The sequence below is a fragment of the Streptomyces sp. NPDC001027 genome (assembly GCF_040299045.1).
Lineage (GTDB): Bacteria > Actinomycetota > Actinomycetes > Streptomycetales > Streptomycetaceae > Streptomyces.
Genome location: NZ_JBEPBI010000010.1, coordinates 1 through 15,421, shown reverse-complemented (window position 1 = coordinate 15,421; position 15,421 = coordinate 1). Strand labels below are relative to the sequence as shown.

16 protein-coding genes and 1 pseudogene are annotated in these 15,421 nt (G+C 75.1%); 6 read left to right on the top strand and 11 right to left on the bottom strand.

Features of this window, described 5'->3' with window-relative positions:
* The first annotated feature begins 30 nt into the window (after positions 1 to 30).
* The gene (locus ABT300_RS05405; protein ID WP_107445146.1) at positions 31 to 477 is read left to right on the top strand and encodes an Lrp/AsnC family transcriptional regulator; all 447 of its coding nucleotides are present in this window, start codon (positions 31 to 33) and stop codon (positions 475 to 477) included.
* On the opposite strand, the gene ABT300_RS05400 is transcribed toward ABT300_RS05405, so the two are convergent.
* From ABT300_RS05400 to ABT300_RS05380, 5 genes are all read right to left on the bottom strand, one after another.
* Positions 438 to 3,461 carry an AAA family ATPase gene (locus tag ABT300_RS05400; RefSeq protein ID WP_351672375.1) on the bottom strand — a complete coding sequence of 1,008 codons (3,024 nt, stop codon included), beginning with the start codon at positions 3,459 to 3,461 and terminating at the stop codon, positions 438 to 440. The genes ABT300_RS05405 and ABT300_RS05400 overlap by 40 nt on opposite strands.
* Positions 3,458 to 4,621: an exonuclease SbcCD subunit D gene (locus tag ABT300_RS05395; protein ID WP_351672373.1), complete on the bottom strand. Its 1,164-nt coding sequence runs from the start codon at positions 4,619 to 4,621 to the stop codon at positions 3,458 to 3,460. The genes ABT300_RS05400 and ABT300_RS05395 overlap by 4 nt, the downstream gene beginning before the upstream one ends.
* A gap of 119 nt (positions 4,622 to 4,740) precedes the next feature.
* Positions 4,741 to 5,367 (bottom strand): YigZ family protein, encoded by a 627-nt coding sequence (locus ABT300_RS05390; protein ID WP_351672371.1) that lies wholly within the window; start codon positions 5,365 to 5,367, stop codon positions 4,741 to 4,743.
* Positions 5,368 to 5,548: 181 nt separating this feature from the next.
* Positions 5,549 to 6,091, bottom strand: coding sequence for a SixA phosphatase family protein (locus ABT300_RS05385; RefSeq protein WP_351672369.1), 543 nt, complete (start codon positions 6,089 to 6,091; stop codon positions 5,549 to 5,551).
* Positions 6,088 to 6,861 (bottom strand): hypothetical protein, encoded by a 774-nt coding sequence (locus ABT300_RS05380; protein ID WP_351672367.1) that lies wholly within the window; start codon positions 6,859 to 6,861, stop codon positions 6,088 to 6,090. The genes ABT300_RS05385 and ABT300_RS05380 overlap by 4 nt, the downstream gene beginning before the upstream one ends.
* 118 nt (positions 6,862 to 6,979) lie before the next feature.
* On the opposite strand from ABT300_RS05380, the gene ABT300_RS05375 reads away from it, so the two are divergent.
* Both ABT300_RS05375 and ABT300_RS05370 read left to right on the top strand, forming a co-directional pair.
* Positions 6,980 to 7,396: a CoA-binding protein gene (locus ABT300_RS05375; protein WP_351672365.1), complete on the top strand. Its 417-nt coding sequence runs from the start codon at positions 6,980 to 6,982 to the stop codon at positions 7,394 to 7,396.
* Positions 7,397 to 7,403: 7 nt separating this feature from the next.
* On the top strand, positions 7,404 to 8,612 hold the full coding sequence (locus ABT300_RS05370; RefSeq protein ID WP_351672363.1) for a 4-hydroxybenzoate 3-monooxygenase: 1,209 nt from the start codon (positions 7,404 to 7,406) through the stop codon (positions 8,610 to 8,612).
* A gap of 27 nt (positions 8,613 to 8,639) precedes the next feature.
* Here the strand turns inward: ABT300_RS05370 and ABT300_RS05365 are convergent, their stop codons facing one another.
* Positions 8,640 to 8,999 (bottom strand): ArsR/SmtB family transcription factor, encoded by a 360-nt coding sequence (locus tag ABT300_RS05365; protein ID WP_351672361.1) that lies wholly within the window; start codon positions 8,997 to 8,999, stop codon positions 8,640 to 8,642.
* Positions 9,000 to 9,060: 61 nt separating this feature from the next.
* Here ABT300_RS05365 and ABT300_RS05360 point away from each other — a divergent pair, with 61 nt between their 5' ends.
* Entirely contained in the window at positions 9,061 to 10,248 is a 1,188-nt protein-coding gene (locus ABT300_RS05360; RefSeq protein ID WP_502977882.1) for a cation diffusion facilitator family transporter, read from the top strand.
* Positions 10,249 to 10,374: 126 nt separating this feature from the next.
* Here the strand turns inward: ABT300_RS05360 and ABT300_RS05355 are convergent, their stop codons facing one another.
* Positions 10,375 to 10,938 carry a YbaK/EbsC family protein gene (locus ABT300_RS05355; RefSeq protein ID WP_351672359.1) on the bottom strand — a complete coding sequence of 188 codons (564 nt, stop codon included), beginning with the start codon at positions 10,936 to 10,938 and terminating at the stop codon, positions 10,375 to 10,377.
* Positions 10,939 to 10,981: 43 nt separating this feature from the next.
* Complete coding sequence (locus ABT300_RS05350) at positions 10,982 to 11,557, bottom strand: helix-turn-helix domain-containing protein (protein WP_351672357.1); 576 nt, start codon at positions 11,555 to 11,557, stop codon at positions 10,982 to 10,984.
* Positions 11,558 to 11,663: 106 nt separating this feature from the next.
* Here ABT300_RS05350 and ABT300_RS05345 point away from each other — a divergent pair, with 106 nt between their 5' ends.
* Positions 11,664 to 12,521, top strand: a complete 858-nt coding sequence (locus ABT300_RS05345) for an EamA family transporter (protein ID WP_351672355.1) — start codon at positions 11,664 to 11,666, stop codon at positions 12,519 to 12,521.
* A gap of 71 nt (positions 12,522 to 12,592) precedes the next feature.
* Here the strand turns inward: ABT300_RS05345 and ABT300_RS05340 are convergent, their stop codons facing one another.
* On the bottom strand, positions 12,593 to 13,357 hold the full coding sequence (locus ABT300_RS05340) for an acyltransferase (RefSeq protein WP_351672353.1): 765 nt from the start codon (positions 13,355 to 13,357) through the stop codon (positions 12,593 to 12,595).
* 109 nt (positions 13,358 to 13,466) lie between these two features.
* On the opposite strand from ABT300_RS05340, the gene ABT300_RS05335 reads away from it, so the two are divergent.
* Positions 13,467 to 13,994: a gamma carbonic anhydrase family protein gene (locus tag ABT300_RS05335; RefSeq protein WP_351672351.1), complete on the top strand. Its 528-nt coding sequence runs from the start codon at positions 13,467 to 13,469 to the stop codon at positions 13,992 to 13,994.
* A 30-nt stretch (positions 13,995 to 14,024) separates the two neighbouring features.
* Here the strand turns inward: ABT300_RS05335 and ABT300_RS05330 are convergent, their stop codons facing one another.
* Positions 14,025 to 14,681, bottom strand: a complete 657-nt coding sequence (locus ABT300_RS05330; RefSeq protein ID WP_351672349.1) for a DedA family protein — start codon at positions 14,679 to 14,681, stop codon at positions 14,025 to 14,027.
* A gap of 317 nt (positions 14,682 to 14,998) precedes the next feature.
* Positions 14,999 to 15,421 (bottom strand): annotated as a pseudogene (locus ABT300_RS05325) (hypothetical protein); the annotation flags it as partial.

Sequence of the window (15,421 nt, the reverse complement as noted above, 5' to 3'; positions counted from 1 at the left end):
TCGCCGGGGATTTCCCTGCAGTCTTCGCCCATGACCGCGTATTCCCCGGACGCCACCGACTGGCGCATCCTCGAGGTCCTCCAGCGGGAGGGCCGGGCCAGTTTCGCCGACCTGGCACGTGCGGTGGCGATGTCGGCGAGCGCCGTCACCGAGCGGGTGCGCAGGCTGGAGGAGGCCGGCGTCATCCAGGGTTACGCGGCCGTCGTGGACCCGGAGCGGCTGGGCCTGGGCATTCTGGCGTTCGTTCGGCTGCGCTACCCCAACGGCAACTACAAGCCGTTCCACGATCTGGTGTCCGTCACGCCCGAGATCCTCGAGGCGCACCATGTGACGGGTGACGACTGCTTCGTGATCAAGGTCGCCGCCCGTTCGATGCGTCACCTGGAGGAGGTGTCGGGGAAGATCGGCGCGCTCGGGTCGGTCACGACCAGCGTCGTCTACTCCTCGCCGCTCCCCCGGCGCCCGCTCGGCAGATAGCCCCGCTGCCGCACCGCCGATCCCGATCTGCCCTTCACCACCTCCAGCTGGGCGTGGACGCGCCGCCGCAGATCGGCGACGTGGCTGACGATGCCGACGCTGCGGTCGCGTTCGCGCAGCGAGTCGAGGACGTCGAGGACCTCGTCGAGCGTCTGGTCGTCGAGGCTGCCGAATCCCTCGTCGATGAAGAGGGTGTCGAGCCGGACGCCGCCCGCCTCGTCGGTGACGACGTCGGCGAGGCCGAGCGCCAGAGCGAGCGAGGCGAAGAAGGTCTCGCCGCCGGACAGCGTCGACGTGTCGCGCTCGCGCCCCGTCCAGGCGTCGACCACGTGCAGCCCGAGCCCGCTGCGCCCGCGGCCCGCCCGGTCGTCGGAGTGCACGAGGGTGTAGCGGCCTGACGACATCCGCTGCAGCCGTGCGGTCGCGGCGGCCGCCACCTGTTCGAGGCGGGCCGCCAGCACATAGGCCTCCAGCCGCATCTTGCGCTCGTTGTCGGCCGAGGTGCCCGCGGTGAGGCCGGCCAGCCGGGCCACCCGGTCGTACTCCTCGCGCACCGGGGCGAGACGGCGCACGCCGCTCTCCGCGCGCGCGGAGAGCTGGTCGAGCTCGGCGCAGCGGCGGGCTGCGGCGTCCTGCGCGGAGGCGGCGGCGCGCAGCCGTTCGGCGGCTGCCGCCGCGGCGGCCTGCGCGGCCGCGAGGTCGGCGGGCGGCTGCCCGGCCGCGGCCACGGTGTCGGGCTCGGCGAGCACGGTCCGTACGGCGGCCTCCTCGGCCTGCCGGACGTCCAGTGCGCGTTGCAGTTCCCGGTGGGCGGCGGCGTCGAGCAGGGCCTCGGCGGCGGCGCGCGGGGTGTGGAAGCCGGCCCGGAACGCGGCCTCGTCGAGACGGCCGTCGGCCGCCTTGAGGCGCGCGGCGCTCTCCTCCACGGCGCGCGCCGCCTCGGCCGCCTCGGTGAGCCGGGCCGCGCGCCGCTCCAGCTGGGCGGCCCGGGCGGCGACGCTCTCCGCCGCGCCCCGGGCCTGCGTCAGCTCCGCCTCCAGGACGGCGCGCTCCCGCTCCAGCCGGTCCCGGTGGGCCACCCGGGACGCGGCCCGCACCGCGGCCTCGCGCTGGGCCTCGGCGCGGCGCTCGTGCTCCTGCTCGGCCTGCCGCAGTTCCTCGCGCGCGGGGTGCAGCGCCGAGGCCTCCCGGCGGGCCAGGGCGTAGGCCTGCTCCACCTCCTGCGCCTCGGCGAGGAGCCGGTCCGCGGGCGCGTCTCCGGCCTCGGCGGTGGCGGCGGCGAGCGCCTCCCGCACGAGGCCGAGACGGCGTTCGTCCGCGGCGTGGCCCTCCTCTGCGACCCGGCATGCGGCGAGCGCCTGTTCCTCGGTCTCGCGGTCGACGTGCCCGGCGTCCTTGCGGGCGGGGGCGGGGTGCTCGATGGCGCCGCAGACGGCGCACGGCGCGCCGTCGGCGAGGGTGGCGGCCAGCTCGGCGGCGATGCCTTCGAGGCGCTGCTCCTTCAGGGCGAGCCAGTGCGCGCGGGCGGTCTGCGCGTGTTCCCCGGAGGCGAGGGCCTTGTGCCGGGCGGCCTCCAGCTCGCGGGTCAGCTCGTCGCGCCGACGGGCCGCGGCGAGGCGGCGGCGCGCGGGCTCCCGCCGGCCGTCGAGCTGTTCGGCGCGGGTGGCGGCCTCCTGGGCGGACTCGACGGCGGCCCGCAGCCCGTCGCGGAGGGCGTCCCACCCGGCGAGCCAGGTCCCGCTCTCCGCGAGGACCTCGTCGTCTTCGCGCTCCCTCCCGTCCAGTTCGGTCCGCTCGGCGACGAGGTCGGTCAGTCGCCGCTCGGCCCGGCGGGCGGACGCCAGCCCGCCCAGCTCTTCGGCGGCGCGGCGGGCGGCGGCGGCCAGTCCCGCGGCGCCGGCCTCCGTGAACCCCTCCGGGAGCAGGGCACGCGCGCGCGCGGCACGGGCCGACGCGTCACGGTGCTCGGCGTCGGCGGACTCCCGCAGCTCCAGGGCCGGCGCGACCGTCTCCGCCTTGCGCGCCCGTTCCATCCGCGCCTGCGCCTCCCGGTGGGCGGCGGCCCGTTCATCGAGGGCGGCGGCGCGCTCGCGCGCTTCGGCGAACCGCTGCTGCAGCCGGGCCCGTTCACGCGTGTCCGCCGCGGCGCGTTCGGCGGCGGCCTGGGCCGACTCGGCGGCGAGCCGGCCGCAGTGGGCGACGGTGAGCTGCTCGCGTGCGGTGCTGCGGGCGACGGCGGCGGCGGTGAGCACGGCCTCGGCGAGGCCCGGTTCGCCGGGGGCCGCCTCGGGCAGCTCCATGGCGTCGCCAGCCGCCTGCTGCATCCGATGGGCGTCGGCGAGCAGGGCGGAGTCGCCCTCGCGCACATGTGCCTCGGTGGTGCGGCGGCGCTCGGCGAGCCGTTTCTCGACCTCGGCGAAGCGCCGGGTGTCGAAGAGGCGGCCCAGCAGCCGGCCGCGCGCCTCGGCGTCGGCGCGCAGAAACCGCGCGAAGTCGCCCTGGGGCAGCAGCACGACCTGGCAGAACTGCTCGCGGCTCATGCCGAGCAGCTGGGTGATCTCCTCGCCGATCTCCTGGTGGGAGCGGCTGAGGTCCTTCCAGGCGCCGGCGGCAGCGTCGTGCTCGCGCAGCCAGCTCTGCGCCTTCTCCACCGTCGTGCCCACGCCGCGCTTCTTGGGTCGCTCCCAGGGCGGCTGCCGGGTGATCTCCAACCGGCGTCCGGCGACGGTGAGTTCGAGGGTGATCTCGGTGCGGGCGCCGGCGGCGGCGTGGTCGCTGCGCAGGGTCGGACCCTGGCCGCTCTGGCGGGCGCCGGGCACGGAGCCGTACAGCGCGTAGCAGACGGCGTCCAGGATCGAGGTCTTGCCGGCGCCGGTCGGTCCGTGCAGCAGGAAGAGCCCGGCGGCGGACAGCTCGTCGAAGTCGACGCTCTGGGTGCCGCCGAACGGGCCGAAGGCCGTCAGGACGAGCCGGTGCAGCCTCATCGGGCCACCTCCCGTGCCGTGTCGTCCGCGCGCACCGCGTCGAAGGCGTCCCGCAGCACGCCCTGTTCGCGGGCGTCGGGCCCCGCACCGCGCACATGCGCCACGAAGTCCTCGGCGATCTCCTGGTCGCTGCGGTCGGCCAGCCGCCGCGCGTAGGACACGTCCGGGTCGTCGGGGGCGCGTTCTGGGGCGAAGACGAGGCTCAGGGTGTGCGGGAAGCGGTCGACGAGCCGGGCCATGGGCTCGGCCGGGCGGACGGCGTCGGTGAGCGTCGCCTCGACCCAGGCGTCCTCGTGGCGGGCGAGCGCCGGGTCGGCGAGCAGGTCATCCAGGGGGCCGCGGATTCGGGCCAGCGGGCGCGGGACCGGGCAGTCGATCCGCTCGGCGGCGATCTCGCCCTCGGGGCCCAGGTCGACGAGCCACATGGTCTTGCGGTGCTCGGCCTCGGAGAAGGAGTACGGCAGGGGCGAGCCCGAGTAGCGCACGCGCTCGGTGAGGGTCTGGCTGCCGTGCAGATGGCCGAGGGCGGTGTAGTCGACGCCGTCGAAGACGCCGGCGGGCACGGACGCGACCCCGCCGACGGTGATGTCGCGTTCGCTGTCGCTGGGCTCGCCGCCGGTGACGAAGGCGTGGGCGAGGACGACGGAGCGGGTGCCGCGCGCGCGGGCGGCGAGGTCGGCGCGGACCCGGTCCATCGCGGCGGCGAGCACGGCCTCGTGGCTCGCCTTCTGGACCCCGAACTCCTCCCTCACCAGGGCAGGTTCGAGGTAGGGCAGGCCGTAGAAGGCGACGTCGCCGTGGGCGTCCCGCAGGACGACGGGGGTGGCGGCCGCCGTCGGGTCCGTGCGCAGGTGGATGCCGGCGCGGCCGATGAGTCCGGCGCCGACCCCGAGCCGGCGGGCCGAGTCGTGGTTGCCGGAGATCATCACTGTGGGCACGCCGACGTCGGCGAGCCGGTGCAGGGCGTCGTCGAACAGCTCGACCGCGGCGAGCGGGGGCACCGCGCGGTCGTACACGTCCCCCGACACGACCACCGCGTCGACCGCGCGCTCGCGCACGGTGGCGACCAGGTGACCGATGAACTCGGACTGGGCGCCGAGCATGTTCACCCGGTGGAACGCCCGGCCGAGATGCCAGTCGGAAGTGTGCAGGAGCCTCATGATCCCCGAGACTAACGGCCGGGTCCGACAGCACGGGCGGTTACTCCCGTATCGCACCGTCATGACAGCCGACACAGAGGCGCTTTACGGACATTGCGCCCAGGTGTATGTCGGGCAGGTCACGCGTCCCCGTACGCCTCCCCGCCCAGCTCGAACCCGGCCGTGCCCGCCGTCGCGTCGGCCAGCCAGGCACGGAAGGCGTCCACCTCGGCCTCCGGCAGGCCGACCTCGATGGTGACCGCCTCGCCGTAGGCGACCTCGCGCACGTCGCGACCGGTCGCGTGGAGGTCGTTGTGGATCTTGCCGGCCCGCTGGTGGTCGACGGTCACCGTGGCCAGGCGGAAGCGGCGCCGGGTGCGCACGGGAAGGACGTCCAGCGCCTCGCCGACGGCGCCGCCGTACGCCCGGATGAGACCGCCCGCGCCGAGCTTGACGCCGCCGTAGTAGCGGGTGACGACGGCGACGACGTACCGCATCTCGCGCCGCAGCAGCATCTGGAGCATCGGCACGCCCGCGGTGCCGCCGGGCTCGCCGTCGTCGCTCGCCTTCTGCACGCCGGCGTCGGCGCCGATGACGTACGCCCAGCAGTTGTGGGTGGCGTCGGCGTGCTCCCTGCGCACGGACGCGATGAAGTCCTGGGCCTCCCGCTCGGTGGCCGCGGGGGCGAGGGCGCACAGGAAGCGCGAGCGGTTGACCTCGGTCTCGTGCACGCCCGCGCGGGCGACGGTGCGGTACTCCTCCTGCATCGGGACAGCCTATGCGGTGCGACGCGGGTCGCCGACGGCGCAGGCGTGCGGGCGACGGTCCGCACGGTGGGCGACGTCGCCGTCGGGGGCACTGCGCCCGACCGCTGGGGAGCGCCGACCCGCCGGACCCGTCGGGAGGCGGGGCGCCGACCGGTCGCAGGGGGCGCGGCCGATCGGGCGGCTACGGCGTGCGGTCGCCTCTCGGCGCCGTCATCGACGTCAGCCGCGCCGCGCCGGGGGTCAGGGACCGCCAGTCGGTTCCGTGCCAGGTCAGGACGGCCAGCGCCGAGGTCGGGAACTTGAGCCGTACCGCGTCCAGGGCGGCGGGCTCCCCGTCCCCGGCCAGGTCGAGGACCAGTTCCTCCAGGCCGGGATTGTGCCCGACCAGCAGCAGCGTCCCGACGTCGGCGGGCGTCTCCCGGACGACGTCGAGCAGCTCGGGCACGTCCGCCCCGTAGAGCCGGGGATCGAGGCGGACCGGCACGGGGGCGTCCCACTGGGCGGACGCCAGCTCCCAGGTCCCGCGGGCGCGCACCGCGGTGGAGCACAGCGCGAGGTCGGGGACGCAGCCGGCCCCGGCGATCGCGCGGCCCGCCGCCGGAGCGTCCCTGCGGCCGCGCGGGGCGAGCGGCCGCTCATGGTCGGGGACCCCGGCCGGCCAGGCCGACTTGGCGTGCCGCAGCACCACCAGGCGGCGCGGTGCGACGCCGGCAGGGCGGCTCATTCGGGGGCTCCCACACAGCGGGTGAGTTCCAGGCCGAGGAGCCGGTCCGCGTAGGCGTACGTCTCGAAGCGGGCGCCGTCCGGCAGCTCCGGTCCGGCGTCCTCCGTCCAGCGCAGCACCCGCAGCACCTCGGGCACGTCCAGGTCGTCCTCCCACGCGGCGCGCAGGCGTCCGCGCACCTCGTCGGGGACCGGACGCGAGGGCCGTCGCGCCCAGTCGGCGACGGCCCGCCGCCAGCGCGCGAGGGTGTCGCGGGCCTCGTCCAGGGCGGCCTCGTCGAGCCGGAGGGGTTCGGTGCGCTCCACCGCGAGCAGGGCGAGGCGCAGGACGGAGGGGTCGAGACCCGGCGCCGCGCCGCCCGCGGCCGGATCGCCGCGGCCCGCGGTCGCAGCCCGCCAGTCGGGCACGGCCCCCTGCACGGGAGCGACGGCGATCCGTACGCCGTCCGGGGCCGGGCCGTCCGCCCCGACCACGTGCAGCACCTGGGCCGCGCCCGTTCCCCCGGTGGCGCCGCGGCCGTCCTCGAAGGGGTGCATGCCGAGGGCTGCGGCGCCGGCGCGCAGCTCCGCCCTGCCGCTCGCCCCCTCGCTCAGCAGGGCCCACGCGGGCGTGCCGCCCATCTCCAGGGCGCGCACGAGCAGATCCGCGACGAGCAGGACGCGCAGCGACGCCGCGCCGTACCCGCGGGCATGCGCCTCGACCCGGGTCGGGCCCCGCCGGACGGAGGCGGCGACGGGTTCGCCGGTTCGGGCGTCGATGATGCTCAGCACAGGGCGAGCCTAGGCGGGCGGAGCGCGGTGCGCAGGCAGGAGCCGGAATCAAGGTGCGTCGTGCGGTGTTGCAGGGGGAGCCAGGCTGTGGACGACCCTTACCCAGAGGAGGCCGCCGGTGTACGGCGACGAGGCGACGATCCGCGAGATCCTCACCGGACTCGGTGACACCTGGGCCGTGGTCGGCCTGTCGACGAACCGCAGCCGCGCGGCCTACGGCGTCGCCGAGGTGCTGCAGCGCTTCGGCAAGCGGGTGGTGCCCGTCCATCCGAAGGCGGAGACGGTCCACGGGGAGCAGGGGTACGCGTCCCTCGCGGACATCCCCTTCGAGGTGGACGTCGTCGACGTCTTCGTCAACAGCGAGCTCGCGGGCGACGTCGCCGACGAGGCTGTGGCCAAAGGTGCGCGGGCGGTGTGGTTCCAGCTCGGCGTCGTCGACGAGGCGGCCTACGAGCGCACGCGGGCGGCCGGCCTGGAGATGGTCATGGACCGCTGCCCGGCGATAGAGATCCCCCGGCTGGGAGCCCGCCCATAATGGGAGAGTGACCGCCGACTCCCCTTCCTCCCAGCACACTTCGGTCGTCGTCGTGGGCGCGGGACCCGCGGGTCTGACCGTCGGGAACATCCTGCGCGCCGCGTCGGTCGACTGTGTCGTCCTGGAGGCGGAGAGCCGTGCGTCCATCGAGCGCAGGCCGCGCGCCGGAGTCATCGAGGAGCGGGCCGTCCGCGGACTGCGCGAACGCGGCCTCGCCCAGGGCCTGGTGGAGCGAGCGCAGCGGCACTCGGCGTGCGAGTTCCGCTTCGGCGGCGAACGCCGCCGCCTGCCCTACACCGAGCTGACGGGACATCACCACTGGGTGTATCCGCAGCCGTTGCTGGTCGCCGACCTCGTCCGCGAGTACGTCGACGTGCGCGGCGGCGACGCCCGCTTCTCGGCCCGCGACGTCGGGCTCCACGACCTCGACTCGGCTCGCCCCTCCGTGTCGTACACCTGCCCCGAGTCGGGCGAACGGCGGCTGCTGACCTGTGACTTCGTGGTCGGTGCGGACGGTGCGCGCGGGGTGAGCCGGACCGCGCCTGCGGCCGGGCGCGCGCGGATCGCCCGGCACGACTACGGCATCGGCTGGCTGGCCCTGCTCGCCGAGGCGCCGCCGTCCTCCGACTGCGTCCTGTTCGGCGTGCATCCGGACGGTTTCGCCGGACACATGGCCCGCAGCCCCGAGGTGACCCGGTACTACCTCCAGTGTCCGCCCGGCGACGACCCGGAGAACTGGTCGCACGACCGGATCTGGTCCGAGCTGCGCCGACGGCTCGAGGTGGCCGGGGCGCCGCCGCTGACCGAGGGCCCGCTGATCGAGAAACGGGTGCTGGACATGCACGACTACGTGGTCGAGCCGATGCGGTACGGGCGGCTCTTCCTGGCCGGGGACTCGGCGCACCTCGTCGCGCCCATCGCCGCGAAGGGCATGAACCTCGCCCTGCACGACGCGTTCCTGCTCGGCGACGCGCTGGTCGCCGCCGTGGACGCGGGTGACGAGGCCGGTCTGGACGGCTACTCGGAGGCCTGTCTGCGCCGGGTGTGGGACTACCAGGAGTTCTCGCAGTGGCTGTCCGAGGTCTACCACGGGACGGCGTCCGGCGACCCGTTCCGGGCGGGCGCCGCGTCCGCCCGGCTGCGCCGGCTGTTCACCTCGCCGGCCGCCGCTGCCGCCTTCGCGGAGCAGTACCTCGGGACGGCCGAGCGCTACTGACCGGCCGGGGTCATGACCGGCCGAGGGTCAGTCGTGCGGCGGCTCGTCGCCGAGCCGGTGGTCCGCCACGTTCAGCGCCTCGTCCACCAGGCGGCGCAGATGTCCGTCGGAGAGCGAGTAGACCACGCGGCGGCCCTCCTTGCGGGTGCTGACGAGTCCGGCCAACCGCAGCCGCGCGAGGTGCTGGCTGACCGCCGGCCGGGCCGCGCCGCAGGCCTCGGTCAGCGTGGTCACGTCGGCCTCGCCCGAGGTCAGAGCATGCAGCAGGGTGAGCCGGGTGCGGTCGCCCAGGAGGGCGAGCAGCTCGGCGGCGAGGGCGAACTGCTCCTCGCCGGGGGTGCGCGGATGCGCATGGTGTGCAGATGACAGGTGCATGCGTGCGCTCATACGCACATAATGGCGGGGTGGGCGCGCACCAGTCCACCCCGGCGCACGGAAGGGGATCGACGTGAGCGAGCGGCACGAACGCGGACACCGGACCGACGACGAGCACCACCCCGCGCACGAGCACGCACACCACCACTCCGCCCACCGGACCCACGATCACGCCCATGTCCACCCGCACCACAGCGCCGATCACGGCGACCGCCCCGGCCCCGCTTCTCCCGCCTCCGCACCGTCCGCCGCCTCCCGCGCCCGCGCCCTGCGCCATCGCCTCGCGCACCTCCTCACGCCCCACTCCCACGAGACGGCCGACAAGCTGGACGCGGCCCTGGAGAGTTCCGCCCGGGGCATGCGAGCGCTCTGGGTCTCCCTCGCGGTGCTGGGCGTGACGGCCGCCGCGCAGGCGGTCGTGGTCGCGCTCTCCGGGTCGGTGGCCCTGCTCGGCGACACGGTGCACAACGCGGCGGACGCCCTGACCGCCGTCCCCCTCGGCATCGCCTTCGTCCTGGGCCGGCGGGCGGCCACCCGCCGGTTCACCTACGGTTACGGCCGGGCGGAGGATCTGGCGGGCATCGCGATCGTCCTGACCATCGCCGCCTCCGCGGCCTTCGCGGGCTGGACGGCGGTGGAGCGACTGCTCGACCCACGGCCCGTCGACCACGTGGGGGCCGTCGCCGTGGCCGCGCTGGCGGGTTTCGCGGGCAACGAGTGGGTCGCGCGGTACCGCATCCGGGTCGGCCGCTCCATCGGCTCGGCCGCGCTGGTCGCGGACGGACTGCACGCCCGCACGGACGGGTTCACCTCGCTCGCGGTGCTGCTGGGCGCGGGCGGCTCGGCGCTCGGGTGGCGTCTGGCCGACCCGGTCGTGGGACTGGCGATCACGGCGGCGATCGTCCTGGTGCTGCGGGACGCCGCCCGGGAGGTGTTCCGCAGGGCGATGGACGCCGTCGACCCGGCGCTGGTCGACCGTGCCGAGCGGGCGCTGCGGGAGGTCGAAGGGGTGCGCGGGGTGGGCGAGTTGCGGCTGCGCTGGATCGGGCACCGGCTGCGCGCCGAGGTGGCGGTCGTGGTGGACGGCGACATGACCGTACGTCAGGCGCACGGGGTCGCCGTGGCGGCGGAGCACGCCCTGCTGCACGCGGTGCCGCGCCTGACGGCGGCTCTGGTGCACGCCGATCCGGCGGCGGCGCCCGGCGAGGAGGACCCGCACCGGGTGCTCGCCCACCACACGGCCGCCGCGAGCACGTCTTAGGCCGCGCCGACGAACCACCCGGCCCGCCCCCGGCGCGCGACGCCCGGCATGCCGCGCCCACGACGTCCGGCACGCCCCGGCCAGCGACGCCTGCACGCCCGACCGGCGCGGCTCTGCCCGCGTGCCCTAGTCCACGGGCAGTCCGAGCCCTTCGATCACCACCGCGCCCGGCAGTTCGGCGAACGCCTTGCCCGGCACCAGGAGCTTCCCGCGGCGGCGCCCGCTCCCCACCAGCGCATAGGGCAGGTCGACGACCGCGGCGTCCACCAGCACCGGCCAGGAGGAGGGGAGTCCGATCGGGGTGATGCCGCCGTACTCCATGCCGGTCTCGCCCACCGCGAGGTCCATCGGCGCGAACGAGGCCTTGCGCGCCCCGAGTCGGCGGCGCACGACACCGTTGACGTCGACCCGCGTGGTGGACAGGACCACGCACGCGGCGAGCGTCGTCTCGCCGCCTCGCTTGCCGGCCACCACGACGCAGTTCGCGGACTGCTCCAGCAGCTCACGGCCGTAGTGCTCGACGAAGACGGCGGTGTCCGCCCACTGCGGATCGGTGTCGACGTGCACGATCTGGTCGGCCGGCACGCTGCCGCTCCAGCGGCGCACGGCGTCGGCGACCGGGCCGGGCAGCTCGTCGAGGCGATCGGGGGCCGGGGCGGCGCTGTCGAAGCGTCCGATGGGTGCGCGCATGACCGCACGCTAACAGCCCCCGACCGGCTGTCGGCCCGTCGCCTCAGTGCGCGGGCGGCGGCACCGAAACCGTCAGCACCAGCTGTGTCGGCACTTCACCGCGGTTGGCGTAGGAGTGCGCGGCGTCGGCGTCGAACGTGACGCTCGCCCCCGCCTCGACGCGGTACTCGGCGCCGTCGACGGTCAGCGTCAGCTCGCCGGCGGTGACATGGGCGATCTCGACCGTGCCGGGCGGGTGCGGGTCGGACCCGCTGCCCTCGCCGGGCATGAGCCGCCAGTCCCACATCTCCAGCGGCCCCGGCGCCTCCGTACCCGCGAGGAGGCGGCTGTAACTGCCCGCATCGGTGTGCCACAGCCGTACCGCCTGATCGGCGGGGACGATGCGGACCTTCGGGCCCCGCTCGTAGTCCAGCAGGGTGGTGACGCTGATCCCGAGGGCGTCGCCGATCTTGACGACCGTGCCGATGCTGGGGTTGGTGCGGGCCTGTTCGATCTGGATCAGCATGCCGCGGCTGACACCCGCGCGGGCGGCCAGCGCGTCGAGGGTGAATCCGCGCTCGGTGCGCCATCGCTTGACGTTGCGCGCCAGGGACTGAGTCAGCAGATCGAGGTCCGACACATTCCATCCAGGAGACGAGGGCAATATATTCAATGACAGAGTGCACTTCACTGCACTACGGTGAGGTGTACCCGATCGTTCGCCGAACTGTACTGCGAGTGAGCCAGTGACAGCACTCTTCGCCCTCGCCACCAGCCTGTTGTGGGGGCTGGCCGACTTCGGCGGCGGTCTGCTGACCCGGCGCACCCCCGCGCTGACGGTGGTCGTCGTCTCGCAGGCGATCGCTGCGGCGGTCCTCGGCGCGGTCGTCGTCGCCACCGGCGGCTGGAGCGAGGCGGGCCCCCGGCTGTGGTTCGCGGTCGCGGCCGGGGCGGTGGGCCCGGTGGCGCTGCTCTGCTTCTACAAGGCGCTCGCGCTCGGCCCCATGGGGGTGGTCTCCCCGCTCGGCACGGTGGGCGTGGCCGTCCCGGTCGGCGTGGGCCTCTTCCTCGGCGAGCGGCCCGGTCTGACGCAGATCGCGGGGATCGCGGTCGCCGTGCTCGGGGTCGTCCTCGCGGGCGGACCGCAGTTGCGGGGCGCGCCCGTGCAGCGGCAGGCCATCCTGCTCACGCTGGTCGCGGCCGGCGGCTTCGGCACGGTGTTCGCTTTGATCGCGGAGTCGTCGGTCACGGTGACGGGACTGTTCCTCGCCCTCTTCGTCCAGCGCGCGGTCAACGTGACGGTCGGCGGCCTCGCTCTGTACGTCTCCGTCAGGCGGGGGGCCGCCGCCCTCCCGGACGGCGGTTTCCCGTGGCGCTCGCTGCCGGCCCTGGCCTTCGTGGGCCTCGCCGACGTCGCGGCGAACGGGACCTATGTCGTGGCCGCCCAGCACGGGCCCGTGACGGTGGCCGCCGTGCTCGCCTCCCTCTACCCGGTCGTCACCGCCCTCGCCGCGCGCGGTCTGCTGCGCGAGCGGCTCCGGGGCCTCCAGGCCGCCGGCGCGGGGCTGGCCCTCGTGGGGACGCTGCTGCTGGCGAGCGGCTGAGCCGCCGGCCCGGCTCGTCCGCCCGACCCGGACCGTGCGCCCCTGTGGCCCGGTCCGTCCGTCCGGCCCGGTCAGCCTTCGGGCTCCAGCTGGGCGAGGCGTTCCACCGTCTCGTCGTCCAGCTCCGACAGCGCGACCAGCTGGTCCGGGGTGACTCCGTCCGGTATCGGCACCGGAGGAGGGGTGCGCAGCGGCGGCTGCCAGCCGTCGGCGGGCGTCCAGCGCCGTACGATCCGGGCGGGCGCACCCGCGACCACCGAGTGGTCGGGGACCGGGCCGCGCACCACCGCCCCGGCCGCCACCACGACGTTGCGGCCGATCCGCGCTCCCGGCAGGATCACCGCGCCCGTGCCGATCCAGCAGCCGGGCCCGATCTCCACGGGCTCCATCCTCGGCCACTGCTTGCCGATCGGCTCGTGCGGGTCGTCGTAGGAATGGTTCGTGGACGTGACGTACACGTACGGGCCGAAGTAGCAGTCGCTGCCGATGGTGACGGTGGTGTCGGCGATGACATGGCTGCCCCGGCCGAGGACCACGCCGTCGCCCAGACGCAGGATCGGATCGGGTCCGAGATCGAGGTCGGGCATCAGGCCGGCGGTCAGGGTGACCTGCTCGCCGACGATGCAGTGCGCCCCCAGGTGGATCCACGGCTCCCCGAACACGGTGCCGAGCGGGAAGGCGAGCCGGGTGCCCGCGCCCATGGAGCCGAAACGGAAGCGTCCGGGGCGCTCGGCACTGACGGACCCCGTGCGCTGCACCCAGGCCCAGCCCGCGTGGACGGCGCGCTGCACGAGGCGGCGCCACCATGATGAGAACGTGTTCTTGCGCTTCGGCACCCGCTCACCGTACTCAGCGTCGCCGGGGCCACGGGACCACAGCCCTGTGATCTTCGCCCCAACCGGGTGGCGTACGGTGCCCGCAGACGACGGACGCGAGGAGACGGTGATGACGCACAGGGCGCTGATCGTGGGCATCGGCGGCAGGGAACCCCAGGTCGACGCGACGGCGTTCGTCGCGCCGACGGCCTCTGTGATCGGGGACGTGACGGTGGAGGCCGGCGCGAGCGTCTGGTACGGGGCGGTGGTGCGCGGCGACGTGGAGCGGATCACCGTGCGCAGGGACGCGAACGTGCAGGACAACGCGACGCTGCACGCTGACCCCGGATTTCCCGTGACCATCGGCGAACGGGTCTCCGTGGGCCACAACGCCGTCGTGCACGGGGCGACCGTCGAGGACGACTGCCTCGTCGGAATGGGCGCGACGGTGCTCAACGGGGCCGTGATCGGGGCGGGTTCGCTGGTCGCCGCACAGGCGCTGGTGCCGCAGGGGATGCAGGTCCCGCCGGGTTCGCTGGTGGCGGGCGTGCCGGCCAAGGTGAAGCGGGCGTTGACGGAGGAGGAGCGTCAAGGGGTCACGCTGAACGGCACGTTGTACGCGGATCTGGCCAAGGCGCACGACGCGATCCACGAGTAGAGCGCGCCTCCAGCAGTCCCGGGCCGGGGGTCACTCCCCGGCGGGCACCGGCTCCGGCTCGGACGCGGACTCGGGCCGCGCCGCCTGCATCTTCTTCGCCTTGCGCTTGAGCACCAGCATCGAGGTCAGGCCGATCAGCACCGCGAGCACCAGGCCCAGCCAGGAGAACCGCTTCAGCCAGGACTCGGCGACGACGCCCACGTAGTAGATGACCGCGGTCGTGCCGCCCGCCCAGGCGATGCCGCCGAGGACGTTGGCGACGAGGAACTTCCAGTAGGGCATGTGCAGCACGCCCGCGAGCGGCCCGGCGAAGATGCGCAGCAGGGCGACGAAGCGGCCGAAGAAGACCGCCCACATGCCCCACTTCTCGAAGGAGCGCTCGGCGGTGGCGATGTGCCCCTCGCTGAAGTGCCGGGGGAACTTCGCTCCGAGCCAGGCCAGCAGCGGACGTCCGCCCTTGCGACCGATGGCGTAGCCGATGGAGTCGCCGATGACGGCCCCGGCGGTGGCGCACGCGCCCAGGACCACGGGGTTGATGCCGCCGTGCTGGGAGGACAGCAGCGCGGCCGAGACCAGGATGATCTCGCCGGGCAGCGGGATGCCGAGGCTCTCGAGGCCGATGACGAGGCCCACCATCGCGTAGACGGCGATCGCGGGCACCGAGTCCAGCCATTCCTGCACGTGCACCGCGGGTTCCTCCCGTTCGACGTCTTTGGGCTTGCGCGTCCCCGGGAAGCCTACCGGGTCGGCCGGGCCCGGAGCCGTCCGGTGGCGCAGCACGCCGACTTCCCCCGGCCGGGACGCGCAGGGCGGTCGGCAGGCTCACTCACTCGACGGTCGCGGGCTGCCGCCGGGGCCTTGCGGGCGACCGCCCGGAATCCGCCGCGACAGCCCGGACTCCGCCGCGACCGCCGGGGCGAGTCCCGGGGGGGGACGGTCTGCTTTCTGCGGCTCCGCCCGCGGCGCGCTTCCGGCCCTCGCTGACCTCCGCGTCCGCCCGCAGGTCAGCGGCCCACGACCTTCGTCACGACGGCGACGGCGACGGCGGCACCCGGCGACCGATGTGCGCCGGGGTGGACGGGCAACGCCCGCAGACGCGCGGCGGGAACCGGTCGGCCACCCGGGTCGCCAGCAGCCCCCGAGGCGCCTGGAGCACCTGGGACGTCCGAACCGTCGGCGGCCTCCGAACCCTTGACGCCGTCCGAACCATCGACGGCGTCCGAACCGTCGGCGGCCTCCGAGGCGCCCGAACCGTCCGAGGCGCCGGGGTCATCCGTCGGGTCGCAGCAGTCCGCCTGGACGATCTTCGGGCGGAACTGCGGTGCCGACGGGGTGGGTTCGGCAGGCGGCGGAGCGGTGTCGGGGGCGAGGGGCGCGGCGTCGCCCGGCGCGGGCTCCGCCGGCGGCTGCGCCGACCTCGGGGCGGG

Bases quoted from the DNA above. Each gene is read 5' to 3' on its own strand.
- ABT300_RS05400 (WP_351672375.1), bottom strand. From the start codon at position 3,461: ATGAGGCTGCACCGGCTCGTCCTGACGGCCTTCGGCCCGTTCGGCGGC.
- ABT300_RS05385 (WP_351672369.1), bottom strand. From the start codon at position 6,091: ATGAGCCGCCCTGCCGGCGTCGCACCGCGCCGCCTGGTGGTGCTGCGG.
- ABT300_RS05405 (WP_107445146.1), top strand. From the start codon at position 31: ATGACCGCGTATTCCCCGGACGCCACCGACTGGCGCATCCTCGAGGTC.
- ABT300_RS05335 (WP_351672351.1), top strand. From the start codon at position 13,467: ATGACGCACAGGGCGCTGATCGTGGGCATCGGCGGCAGGGAACCCCAG.
- ABT300_RS05355 (WP_351672359.1), bottom strand. From the start codon at position 10,938: ATGCGCGCACCCATCGGACGCTTCGACAGCGCCGCCCCGGCCCCCGAT.
- ABT300_RS05365 (WP_351672361.1), bottom strand. From the start codon at position 8,999: ATGAGCGCACGCATGCACCTGTCATCTGCACACCATGCGCATCCGCGC.
- ABT300_RS05395 (WP_351672373.1), bottom strand. From the start codon at position 4,621: ATGAGGCTCCTGCACACTTCCGACTGGCATCTCGGCCGGGCGTTCCAC.
- ABT300_RS05390 (WP_351672371.1), bottom strand. From the start codon at position 5,367: ATGCAGGAGGAGTACCGCACCGTCGCCCGCGCGGGCGTGCACGAGACC.